Genomic DNA, 12,458 nt, shown 5'->3' with positions numbered 1-12,458 from the left:
AAGGAGGGAGCGTCCATGCAGACGTACATCCGCTATACCGTCATCGTTCCGATGTTTAACGAGCAGGAGGTCATCGCCGAAACCTATGCAAGGCTGAAGCAGGTTATGGATACGCTGGGCGAGCCGTACGAGCTGCTGTTCGTCGATGACGGGAGCAGGGATCGGACAGCCTCGATCGTCAAGGAAATCAGCCGCAACGATCCTTGCGTGCGTATGCTGGGCTTTGCCCGCAATTTCGGTCATCAGGTGGCGATAACGGCCGGGATGGACTATGCGGAGGGCGATGCGGTGGTCATCATCGACGCCGATCTTCAGGACCCGCCCGGAGTCATTGTGCAAATGATCGGCAAATGGAAGCAAGGCTACGACGTCGTCTACGGCAAGCGGCTGAAGCGCGAAGGAGAGACTTGGTTTAAGAAAACGAGCGCGCACATGTTCTACCGCATGCTGAAATCGATGACGAGCGTCGACATCCCGGTGGATGCGGGAGATTTTCGCCTGATCGACCGCAAAGTATGCGACGTGATGAAATCGTTGACGGAGCGCAACCGTTATGTGCGCGGCTTGGTCAGCTGGACCGGGTTCCGGCAAACGTTCGTGGAGTACACGCGCGAGGAGAGGTGGGCCGGGGATACCAAATACCCGCTGCGCAAAATGATTCGCTTTGCCGTCGACGCGATCGCTTCCTTTTCTTACAAACCGTTGAAGCTGGCCGCTTACCTCGGTTTCGTCCTATCCCTCCTCAGCTTCGTCTATATTCTGGTCATCGTCTATCAAAGGCTGTTTACCGATACGACGATTACGGGCTGGTCCTCGATCGTGGCCATCAATTTGTTTTTTAATGGGATCGTGCTGATCATTCTCGGCATTATCGGGGAATATATCGGGCGCATTTATGATGAGAGCAAGGGCAGGCCGCTTTATATTATTTGGGATAAAACCGGGTACGGGGAAGAGAGTGCGGACAACGCCGGGAAGCGTGAACGGGAGGCGGAGCGGCAAGGGATTCTCCGATGAAAGCGGCGACGCGGCAAGAGAGGAGGTGAGGCGAAGGGGGAGGTAGAGAGAATGCTGGTTTGCCGGCTTTTAAAAAACCGGTGAAAAACGAACGGAGGGGCCATTTGAATCTGAAAAAGCGTGAGCGATCGCCTTTGTCCGCGGATTTCAACCGTTTCACGGGACAGCCATTTAAGAAATCCGCGACGGGCATTGATTGGAAGTTCAAATAGGCGTCGCAGCGAGCTTTTTCACCAGGCTTTTAAACGGCTGTATTTTAGTCCAAACGGGAGGTTCGTTATGGGAATGGTAATGAGTTGGAAAAAAGGCTATAAAAATGCGGCGATCGTCGTATGCTTTGCTCTTCTCCTATCGCTGTTTGTCATGTATCCGGCCAGCGCCGCGACACTGTTCAGCGACGATTTCGAGGACGGCAATTCCACAGGCTGGACGCCGACAACGGGCACATGGTCGGTCGTGCAGGATAACGGCAGTTATGTCTACTACCAATCGAGCACGAGCGAAGGCAGGACTTCGGCGGGAAGCCAGTCTTGGACCGATTATACGGTTGAAGCCAAGGTCAAGGTTGAGGACTTTAACGGCTCGAACCGGGCTTATGTAGCGGGGCGTTATCAGGACGGCAACAATTTCTATGCGGCATCGTTGTACAACAGCAGCGGAGGCACATTGGAAATCCGTAAAAAAGTAAACGGTTCCACAACTAACTTGGCTACCAAAACGAACTTTGGCCTTGCAGCGGGCACCTGGTATACAGTGAAGCTGGAGCTGAGCGGCTCCTCCATCAAAATGTACGTCAACGGCACGCTGCAGCTCAGCGCGACCGATTCGAGCCTGACGGCCGGAGCCGTAGGCCTGGTCGCTTACAAGACGAAGACGAAGTTCGATAATATTACCGTTTCCGACAGCGGTTCCTCGACACCGACACCGACACCAACACCGACGCCGACACCAACGCCAACACCGACGCCAACACCAACGCCAACACCTCCGGCGGGCGGAAACAGCCAGTATAATCTGGCCGGATTCTCGGCGGGCAATACGGGCGGGGGCAGCATTGCGGAGACGGATTCCCGCTATAAAAAGGTATATAATGCAACCGATCTGGCCGTGGCGCTCAAAAAAGGCTCCGGGGTCAAAGTCGTCGAGATTATGAACGATCTGAACCTGGGCTGGAATGAGATTCCTTCCGCGGCGCAAACATCGCCGTTTGCTGCCAACAACTCGCCGCTTACCCATCCGGTGCTGAAGACGACGGGGGTCAGCAAAGTGACGATCGACAGCTTCAACGGGCTCACGATCTTCTCGGCGAACGGCGCGAAGATCAAGCATGCGGCTCTGGATATCAAACGCAGCTCGAACCTGATTATCCGCAATCTCGAATTCGACGAGCTGTGGGAGTGGGACGAAGCAAGCAAGGGCAATTACGACAAAAACGATTGGGATTACATTACCATTGAAGGCGCTTCCTCCAAAGTGTGGATCGACCATTGCACGTTCAACAAAGCGTATGACGGTCTGGTCGACGTGAAAAAAGGCAGCAGCGGCGTCACCATTTCCTGGTCTACGTTCCGCGGCGACGACCGCAGCTCGGGCAGCTGGGTAACCCAGCAAATTAACGCATTGGAAGCCAATCCGTCGGCTTATCCGATGTACGCCTATTTGCGTAGCAGCGCGGTCGGACTCAGCAAGGACGATATTATAGCGATCACCGCTTCGCAAAAGAAAGGGCATCTGGTCGGCGCGACGGAATTCGCTTCGGACAATGCCGATTTGCAGATTACGCTGCATCATAACTATTATCAGGATATTCAAGACCGCATGCCGCGTTTAAGAGGCGGCAACGCTCATGCTTACAACATCGTGATGGATAATGCCGCCGCGTGGGCTGCCAAGCAAAAAATTACATCCGCCATGGCTTCGGCGATTTCCTCGAAAGGCTATCATTTCGGAGTGACGAGCAACGGGGCGATCTCTACCGAGGACGGGGCGGTGCTGCTGGAGAAATCGCAGATCATCGACGTAGCTTCTCCGGTGCGCAACAATCAGGCGGATGCCGGCGATGCCAGCTATACGGGCAAAATCCGCGTTCTGGATACGATGTATTCGCTGGACGGCAGCTCCTTCCGCGGCGGCAGCGACACGTCGGGCAGTCCGCTTGCTCCGGTGCCGGCGCCGGTCAAGGCGTTCTCCTGGAACGGCTTCACCTCTCTGCCTTATTCGTATACGGCCGATGACCCGGCAACGCTGAAAAGCAGGCTGACCGCCTCCAACGGCTCCGGCGCGGGAAAGCTGAGTTGGTCGAAGCAGAACTGGCTCGCTACGAGCTATTAACCCGCAGCAAGTCACGTATCGTATTGTAAGCAAATAAGAGGCCGCTGCAGCGAATGGATAGCTCCTACTAAGTAGACAGGTTTACTGAAGAAACCGGCTGCTTGAAGGAGGCAGTTCACGCTGCGGCGGCCTCTTTGGCGGATTTCGAATGCGATACGGCAGAAACTGCGGCTTTATAGGCAGAAGCGGGTATTACGACGAGACCTTGACTACGAAAGGTACGGTAAACACTTTACCTTCATGCTGGAACTGCCCCCATACTTTATAAACGCCGCTCTTAGGGAACGTCGTCATAAATTTTGCGTCAGGTCCGCTTGCCTTTTCCTCCATCGGGTGCACGTGCAAATACTGCTCGGCATCGTCGCTTAATATAACGACATGCCCGACGGCGCCGAGATACGGCTGCAAGTTCGTAATAGGCTGCTTCGTGGCGGCGTCCTTGATCGTAAAAGTAAGCGAGGCTTCCTTGCCCGCTTCCAGCTTGCCGGTCGCCAGCGTCACTTCTTTGCCGTCCGCCGTTTTGGTTAAGCTTGCGTCCGGCTGAATCGGCTGAGGCTTCGGCGCGTTGCCTTGAACGGTCACCCATTGGCTCCTGGTTACGGAGCCTTGACCTGAAGGAACGAAGTCGGCGAACAGCTTATATTCCCCTGCGACGGGGAGCTTGGCCGTTACATCGAACACACCTTTGCCTTGGTAGGCGGGATGGATGTGCTCGAAATACGACAAGTCTTTGCTTACGACAATCAAATGCATTTGCTGCTCGTGGCTGACATCGAACTTATCGACCGGGTTGCCGGCGCTGTCCGAAATTTGGATCGAGACATTCGTATCCTTACCGGCTTGCGGCCGCTCCGGTTTAAAGGAGAAAGCGGCTTTGACAGCCGCCGCTTTGGCCGTTTCGCCGATTTCATGCCCTGCATGGGCCCCATGATCGCTGCTGCTCATATCCATGCCTTCATGTCCGCTTTGGGCGGGAGCCGCTTTGGAGCAAGCGCTCAACAAGGCGGCGGCCAACAGAAGAGCCGCCGTAGCTTTTTTCATAATCATTCCTCTTTTCTGCAAGGCATGCGATATGCCGAATATACATATACATTCTCGCCGGAAGATGCGGATTTTAACGCATGCGATGATTGTATTTTCAGTTGTCATGTGGCCGCAGCGGCGGGACAACGTTACAATTTTACCCGCTGGAGCCGCAGCGCGTTGAGCACAACGGACACCGAGCTCAGCGCCATAGCGGCGCCGGCGACCCATGGAGCCAGCAGCCCGATGGCCGCGATAGGAATGCCAAGCGAATTGTAGGCGAGCGCCCAAAACAAATTCTGTTTAATATTGGCCATCGTCTTTCTGCTCATCAGCATCGCGTCGGGAATGCCGGTCAATTCGCCGCGCATGAGCGTGATGTCCGCAGCCTCCATCGCGATATCGGTGCCTGTGCCAATGGCCAGGCCTACGTCGGCGGTAGCCAGAGCAGGGGCGTCGTTGATGCCGTCGCCGACCATCGCCACCCGGCGGCCTTCGGCCTGCAGCTTCTTCACTTCGGCGGCTTTGCCCTCCGGCAGCACTTCGGCCAGCACCCGGGTAATGCCGACTTGTTTGGCGATCGCCTGAGCCGTCCGCTCGTTGTCCCCGGTCATCATGACGACCTCGATGCCCATCTGCTGCAGGCGGGATACGGCTTCGCGGGACGATTCCTTGATCGTGTCCGCTACGGCGGCCAAACCGGCGAATCGGCCGTCAACGGCGATCAGCATGGCGGTCTTGCCTTCGGCTTCGAGCTGCTCCATCCGCCGCCCGGCAGCGCTGTAATCCACGGAGGCTTCGGCGAGCAGTTTGCGTGTGCCGACCAGCACCTCCTTCGAGCCGACGACGGCGCGGATGCCGTAGCCGGGAACCGCCTCGAAGCGCTCGACGGGACGCAGCGCAATGCCTTTGGCGCGAATGCCCTCTACGATGGCTTCGGCCAGCGGATGCTCGGATTGCTTCTCGGCCGAAGCGGCCAGAGCGAGCACTTCGGCTTCGTCCAGCTCGGGAACCCAAATATCGGTGAGAGAAGGCTTGCCTTTGGTCACCGTCCCGGTTTTATCGAGAACGACCGTCTCGATTTTATGCATGGATTCCAGATGCTCGCCGCCTTTGAACAGGATGCCGAATTCCGCGGCGCGGCCGGAGCCGGCCATGATGGAAGTCGGCGTAGCCAGCCCCAAGGCGCAGGGGCAGGCGATGACGAGCACGGCGATCGCTTTTTCCAGCGCGCCGGCGAAGTCGCCGGGAGCTATGGCGAAATACCAGATGAGAAAGACGATCAGGGCGATGCCGACGACAATAGGAACGAAAATTCCCGAGATTCGGTCGGCGACGCGCTGAATCGGCGCTTTGGAGCCTTGCGCGTCTTCAACGACCTTAATAATTTGCGCGAGCGCGGTTTCTTTGCCGACCTTGGTCGCCTTTACCTTTAAGCTGCCGTTGTTGTTGACGGTGGCGCCGATCACGGCGTCTCCCGCTTTTTTCTCCACAGGCAAGCTTTCGCCGGTAAGCATCGACTCATCGACGGAGGAGCTTCCTTCGAGCACCTCGCCGTCGACCGGAATTTTCTCACCCGGTTTGACGATGACGATGTCTCCGGCGAGCACTTCTTCCAAGGGAATCGCCAATTCTTGGCCTTCCCGCACGACGAGAGCGGTCTTGGCTTGCAGTCCCATCAGCTTCTTGATCGCTTCCGACGTGCGGCCTTTCGCCAACACCTCAAACAATTTGCCGAGCAGGATAAGCGTGATCAGCACGGCGCTCGTTTCGTAATACATTTCGGGGGCGTGATGGCCGGAAGCGCCCGCAGCCCACTGCAGCGTCAAATACAGGCTGTAGAAAAAGGCGGCGGAAGTCCCTAGGGCGACCAGAACGTCCATATTCGCGCTCTTATTGCGCAGCGCTTTATAGGCGCCGACGTAAAACTGCCTGCCGATGATAAATTGTACCGGAGCGGCGAGCACCAGTTGAACCCAAGGGTTCATCAGAAACGCCGGCAAGTAAATCCACGAAGTGAACGTGAAGTGGCTTACCATCGCCCACAGCAAAGGCAAGGAAAGAACGGCCGAAATCCACAGCCTGCTCTTTTGCGATGCGATTTCCTTATGGCGGCGGTCTCCTTCGGCAGCCTGCTCCTGCTTAAGATGAGCGTCGTAGCCGATTTTGCGGACCCGCGCGATCATATCTTCGACGGTAACCTCGCCCGAGTCGTATTCCACATGCGCCGTTTCGAGAGCGAAGTTTACAACGGCAGAGCTGACCCCGGGGAGCTTGCCGAGCACCTTCTCAATCTTGGCCGCGCAAGCGGCGCAGGTCATGCCGGTGAGCGTAAAATCGGCGGTTTCTTTTACCGTATCATAACCGAGAGCCTGAATTTTTTGCTCCAGGCTGTGCAGGCTGACTTTGTCCGGATCATAGGTGACGGACGCTCTCTCCAATGCAAAATTGACATTGGCGCCCGTAACGCCGTCCAGCCGTTTCAGTCCTTTTTCGATCCGGTTGGCGCAGGCGGCGCAGGTCATTCCCGATATTTGCATCGTCGATTGCTGCTGCTGCTGTTGTTGTTCCATAATAATCTTGCTCCCTTCAATATACCTGTGGGGGGTATATATCTGTCAAAAAAAAGAACAGCGCCGAATTATACGACGTCATATCCTTGTTCTTCGATCGTTTCTTTGATCGCCTGTGCCGTAAGCTTGGCTTCCTCGAATTGGACGGATACGCTCTTCGCGCCCAAATCGACTTTGCCCTGCGCGCCGATCCGCTTCAAGGCGCCTTCTATCGAATTAACGCAATGCCCGCATGACATGCCTTCCACTTTCAGTACGATAGTTTGCATCATTATCTTCTCCTTTAAGGAATATTTTTATGAACGGAGGATGGTTGTTTCCTGCCTTCTGTCTATACTATAATATACCCCCACGGGGTATGTCAATGGTCATTTGGCAATGTTTCGTCAAGCCGGATCAACGGCTTCTGCCGAAAGGGGGAGAGCGGCCATGGCGTTTCGATTCAAGAAAAAACGCCCCGAACCGCTGCGCGGGAGACAAGCTCCGTAGACTGAGTTCGGGACGGCAGTACGGCGGCAGTTCGTTAATCTGCGGCTAACGGTTGGATTAACGCTCGGATTGCGCTAATGCGCACTCATGAATGCAATAAGCGTACCGTTCCGGAATCGGCGGTGTGCGGGCGGGACCGACGGCGGCTTCGGCGGCTGCCCCGCGGAACGATCAGTTCTGCTGCCGAACCTCAGGCTTTACTTTGCCGATCCGCAAACCCAGATAGACGAGGAATAAGAGAAGCAATCCTCCTTGCAAAACGATAGCGCCGGAGATGGAAGCTCCATAATTTACAGCCGCGTAGTAAAGTGCAGATCCTACCAGCATCAGCGTATTTTCCGTCAGATTTTGCACGGCGATCGTTTTGCCGGCTCCGGCTATGCGCAGGCCTTCCTCCTGCAGCACCGTATTCATCGGCACGATAAAGACGCCGCCCATACAGCCGACCGCCAACAGAAACGCGATAGCGACCCCGGTATGGTGAATCCACGGGAAGAGCAGCACCAGGACCGCCATGATGAAGCCGAAACGGACCGAACGGTAAAAATGTGTAAGCGTCACGAGCCTCGGAGCGAGGAATGCCCCGATAATGATGCCGATCGAGGTCGTAGCGAGCAGCAGCGATACCCGGACATCGCCTTCCTTATAGCCGAGAGCCGCGGGAATCCAGGCCAAGACGGCGGTGCGCAGCACGGCGGAGCTCATCCAGAAGGCTCCGGTGCCGACCAGCGAAAATGCGGTGACCGGATGGCGGAAGAGCCGCCCTGCGCTCCGGTAGAACAGGAGGGCTTCCTTCGCATATCGGATCGACGCGTCGCCGGGGATTCGCGGAATCCGCAGCGTCATCGCTAACGAGATGGCGTAAAGCGCGGCGCATACGAGAGACGCGTATACGGGAGGGACGGCCGCGACGACCGCGCCTCCGCCCCCGATGCCTGTCAGTATGGCCAGAATCGTGTAAGCCTCGATGCGGGAGTTCGCCTTAAACAGCTCTTCATTCGTTCCCGTCAGCTCGGGAAGAATGCCGTACTTGGCAGGCGAGTAAATGACCGCTCCGACACCTACGGTGAAATAACAGAGCATCAGCCATACGATGCCGGACGTATCGATGAGGAGCAGCAGAACTATACCGAGCAGCTTAACGGCGTTGCCCGCGATCAGCACGCGGGATTTCGGATATTTATCGGCGAACGGCCCGACGAAGGGCGCGAGAATAATATACGGCAGGAAAAACGCCATCGTCACAAGGGCCAAAGACTCGGCCGAGAAGCCGCCCCGGGTCAGCAGTCCTGCTATGACGAGCAGCGACATATTGTCCGCGAAGGCGGATAAAAATTGCGTCACATACAGCGCGTTCAGCGCCTTCAGGTTGGTTGACAGCGGTGCGCGTGCGGGTTTGACGGCGGCATGGGTTTGCATCGGAATCCGCTCCTTTATATTAGCATGTAATCTATCGGTCGAACCGTCCAAAGCTCCAGGATGAACAAGGGAAATTAGAAATTAGGCCTCGGCTCCGGCAATTTCAATTTCTCCGGCGAGCCGCTTCAGCGCCACGTAGTCCGGCTTACCGCTGCCGAGCAGCGGCATCGCGTCGATCGTCTCCGTCCGGGACGGGAGCAGGAGAGGGGTGCTGCCGCGAGCCGCGAGGTACGCTTTCAGCTCCTGCAGGCGCACCGGCTTCGTCACGTAGAGCACGATCCGCTCTCCCTTGCGTCCGTCCGGGACGCTGACCGCAGCCAGAGCGAGGGACGAATCGCGGTAGCAGGCGGCAGCCAACTCCTCCACCAATTGCAGGGAGATCATCTCTCCGCCGATTTTGGCAAATCGCTTCAATCTCGCCTTCATCGTCAGGAACCCTTCATCGTCCGTCTCTACGACATCTCCGCAGTCATACCAATCCGGGCAGGGGACAAAGCCTTGGCCGTGAAGCAAATACCCTTTCATCACATTGGGGCCCTGGATTTGCAGGCTGCCGCCGCTGTCGATGCCGGGAACCGGGCTGATTCTGGAACGCAGACCGGGCAGCAGCCGACCGAGCGTACCCTGCTTGCTCGCAAGCGGCGTATTGATCGAGACGACCGGAGCCGCCTCCGTCGTTCCGTAGCCTTCCAATACGCGGATGCCGAACTTGCGGCTCCACAATTCCCGCACTTCGTCCTTCAGCTTCTCTCCGCCGGCGACGGCATACCGGATCGAGCGAAAATCGAACGGATGCGCCGCGCGGCCGTAGCCTGCAAGGAATGTCGAGGTGCCGATGATAATCGTCGCGTTGCGGTCGTAGGCGACCTCGGGAATCACCCGGTAATGAAGGGGGCTCGGATATAAATAGACGGGCATGCCGGTAAGCAGCGGCAGCAGCGTGCCGACGGTAAGGCCGAAGCTGTGGAACATCGGCAAGGCATTGAACATTTTATCCGCCTCGGTGAAGTCGAATACGACACGGGCCTGCTGGATATTGGCGTACAGTTGTTCGTGGCCGAGAACGACGCCCTTGGGCTTGCTCTCGCTGCCGGAGGTGAACAGAATGGCTTCGCTGCCGCCCGTTGCCGAACCGCTGCGGGACGGCGTTCCGGCGGCGGGAGCTTTGCGGCGCAGAATCAGGTCCAGCAGGCCGGACAGTTTGTCGGCTGGGCCGACTTCGGCTTTAACGTCCTCCAGATAGACGATGCGGCAACGCTGCGCGAGCGCCTCGATCGCCGGCTCCAGCTTCGCCTTCGCGGCGAACTCCCGCGAGGTAAGGACGGTGCGCAGCGAGGCGGTCTCGCAGGCGTCCAGCAGGCTTTGCCGGCCTGCGGAGAAGTTCAGCATCGCCGGCGTTACGCCGAGCCGGAACAAGGCGAACAGGGCGATGACATGCCCGTTCGAGCTCGGCAGCAGCAAGCCTGCGGCGCCTTGATCCGCAAGCAGCGGGCGCAGCTTGCGGGCGAACATATAGGAAGCGGCGGCCAGCTTCCTGTAGCTGAGCGCCTGCGACAAGTCTTCGCAGGCAGGGGTGCCCCAGCCGCTGCGCGACGCTTGCAGCAGCAGCTCGTTGAACAGGTTGACGCCCGGCTTCAACCTGGCGCGGAGCAGCACATCCTGCAGCGCGAGCAGGATGGCGTCGGCGGCCCGCTCCTTTTGGCGTTTCATCGGAACGCCCGGCTGCGGCGCCACCGTGAACGCATCGCCGATATGGACGGCGATGCGAGGGAACCAGGCCGTCCGCACGAGACGGCCGATGTAAGAGAGCTTGGAGCGCTCGGCTCCGTCTATGGCGATCGGCACGAGCCGCGCGCCGGTCTTCAAAGCGATATAGGCGATACCGGGATAAATCTTCATGATGCTGCCGGTCGTCGTAATGCGCCCTTCGGGGAACAGGACGAGCGGGACGCCGCTCTGCACGACCTTGACCATCGTTCTGACCGAATAAGGGTTCAGCGGATCGACGGTGATGTGGCTGCGCAGCTTCAGCAGCAGCCTGAAGCGCGCCGCGATTTTCGTGTTGACGACAAATGCGGCTTCCTCCGGCAAAAAAGCGGCGAGCAGCACGGCATCCAGCAGCGAAACATGGTTCGGCATCAGGATGGTCGGCTGACGGAAATCAAGCTTTTCAAGGCCGGAGATATTAAAACGAAAGCAGATGCGCAGCAGCGCTCTAAGCAGCGGGATAAGAAACGACATCGGAATCCACTCCTTTTTTTTCGTAAAGCGAAGCGAGAATACGCTAGGATGGGCTTTTAATACCTGGTGCTAATTCATACTTGTATTGTAAATGCAAAGCGCGCCGAAGAAGAGTACTAACTTTGTATAGTACCCTGGCCTGCCCAACTTGGGGGCGTTATGGAGCAATGCCTACAGCATCTTCGGTCCGCGGTTCATATGCTGTTCTAGCGAAAGCGGATTCTGTACCTATTCGATGCAGAAGGGGAGACTCGAATGGCAAAATGGAGCAGCAGCAAGTGGAGTAAATACAGGGTGTTGAAGCGATCTTCGGAGGTAAAGCCGCATCTGCCCGCGACGTACCGGATGAATACGTCCGCCTTGTGGCGAATGCTGGACCGGTACGGCGAAGCGATCGTGAAGCCTTCGGGCAGCTACGGCGGCCAGGGCGTACTTCTCATATCGCATGCGGGAGACGGCCGCTACGTGGTGCATGACGGCCCGAGCAAAAAGAAGGTGGAGGGAAGAGAGAAGCTGGAGTCGCTGGTCCGGAGGAAAGCCTCGCGCGGCTATATCGTTCAGCGGCGGATTTCTCTTGCCAGCATTCACGGCCGCCCCTTCGATCTGCGGGTTATGGTGCAGCGCCGCAAAGGCGGCAGCTGGAACGTCACCGGGAAGCTGGCGAAGGTGGCCGGCAAAGGATATATCGTCACCAACGTCAGAAGGAGCAGGGGAAAGGTCGTTCCCGTGAAGACGGCTATCCGGCAATCCGATATGAAAGGATCGTCGGCGGAAGAGTCGCTGAGGAGCATCGATAAGGTGTCTTTGGCGACGGCGCATCAAATGCGTAAATATTACCCGGGCAATCGCACATTGGGCATCGATATGGGGCTGGATAAGAACGGGAAGGTGTGGATCATTGAAGTCAACTTTATGCCGATGCTCGGTTTGTTCCGCATGCTGAAAGACAAATCGATGTACCGCAAAATAACTTCGTACGCCAATCCGGCCGCTGCGGCCAAACGCAAGTAAGCCCGGCTCCGCAGGGGGCTTTCGGGGATACTATGGCTGCAGCCGAGGTGGATGTTGACGTTGATTGTACGTCAGGTTTGAGCTCTCCCGCCTTAAGCGGGCGGGCTTTTTTTGTTGTTTAGGAAATGATACGCAGCAACTTCCTGTGGAAATCCGGGGTCTCCCCCGAAAGGAAAGTCTACCGATAGAACGATCCCAGAGGAAGGGTTAGACGCCGATCCAGCTTGGGCTGGATGCGGACGGAATAAGCTTCAGAGCATCACGTCACTACCCTGAAAATTTTTTAGCGTAGTACCTAAAAATGACAACACTAAGCTAAGCGCGGCTCTTCATGTTTAAAAAAATCGCGCTCGG

Annotated in this window: 8 protein-coding genes; 3 read left to right on the top strand and 5 right to left on the bottom strand. The window is 57.1% G+C overall.

Annotated features, from left to right (window positions below; translation table 11 throughout):
- Positions 1 to 15 precede the first annotated feature (15 nt).
- Positions 16 to 1,017, top strand: coding sequence for a glycosyltransferase family 2 protein (locus N0M98_RS29905; RefSeq protein ID WP_259620065.1), 1,002 nt, complete (start codon positions 16 to 18; stop codon positions 1,015 to 1,017).
- Positions 1,018 to 1,296: 279 nt separating this feature from the next.
- Positions 1,297 to 3,348 carry a pectate lyase family protein gene (locus N0M98_RS29900; protein WP_249861468.1) on the top strand — a complete coding sequence of 684 codons (2,052 nt, stop codon included), beginning with the start codon at positions 1,297 to 1,299 and terminating at the stop codon, positions 3,346 to 3,348.
- 192 nt (positions 3,349 to 3,540) lie between these two features.
- Here the strand turns inward: N0M98_RS29900 and N0M98_RS29895 are convergent, their stop codons facing one another.
- The 5 genes from N0M98_RS29895 to N0M98_RS29875 all read right to left on the bottom strand — a co-directional run bounded on the left by N0M98_RS29895 (position 3,541) and on the right by N0M98_RS29875 (position 11,093).
- The gene (locus tag N0M98_RS29895; RefSeq protein WP_259620064.1) at positions 3,541 to 4,389 is read right to left on the bottom strand and encodes a DUF8832 domain-containing protein; all 849 of its coding nucleotides are present in this window, start codon (positions 4,387 to 4,389) and stop codon (positions 3,541 to 3,543) included.
- 131 nt (positions 4,390 to 4,520) lie between these two features.
- On the bottom strand, positions 4,521 to 6,944 hold the full coding sequence (locus N0M98_RS29890) for a heavy metal translocating P-type ATPase (RefSeq protein ID WP_249861470.1): 2,424 nt from the start codon (positions 6,942 to 6,944) through the stop codon (positions 4,521 to 4,523).
- Between the two features lie 68 nt (positions 6,945 to 7,012).
- Positions 7,013 to 7,213, bottom strand: a complete 201-nt coding sequence (locus N0M98_RS29885; RefSeq protein WP_249866440.1) for a cation transporter — start codon at positions 7,211 to 7,213, stop codon at positions 7,013 to 7,015.
- Between the two features lie 391 nt (positions 7,214 to 7,604).
- The gene (gene lplT / locus N0M98_RS29880) at positions 7,605 to 8,852 is read right to left on the bottom strand and encodes a lysophospholipid transporter LplT (RefSeq protein WP_249861471.1); all 1,248 of its coding nucleotides are present in this window, start codon (positions 8,850 to 8,852) and stop codon (positions 7,605 to 7,607) included.
- 81 nt (positions 8,853 to 8,933) lie between these two features.
- Positions 8,934 to 11,093 carry an AMP-binding protein gene (locus tag N0M98_RS29875; RefSeq protein ID WP_259620063.1) on the bottom strand — a complete coding sequence of 720 codons (2,160 nt, stop codon included), beginning with the start codon at positions 11,091 to 11,093 and terminating at the stop codon, positions 8,934 to 8,936.
- A gap of 255 nt (positions 11,094 to 11,348) precedes the next feature.
- Between N0M98_RS29875 and N0M98_RS29870 the strand changes: the two genes are divergently transcribed.
- Complete coding sequence (locus N0M98_RS29870; RefSeq protein ID WP_259620062.1) at positions 11,349 to 12,104, top strand: YheC/YheD family protein; 756 nt, start codon at positions 11,349 to 11,351, stop codon at positions 12,102 to 12,104.
- The last annotated feature ends 354 nt before the right edge of the window (positions 12,105 to 12,458 follow it).

The sequence above is a fragment of the Paenibacillus doosanensis genome, assembly GCF_025060755.1.
Taxonomy (GTDB): domain Bacteria; phylum Bacillota; class Bacilli; order Paenibacillales; family NBRC-103111; genus Paenibacillus_S; species Paenibacillus_S doosanensis.
The sequence above is the reverse complement of the archived record's forward strand: the minus strand, read 5'-3'. Positions and strand labels throughout refer to the sequence as shown.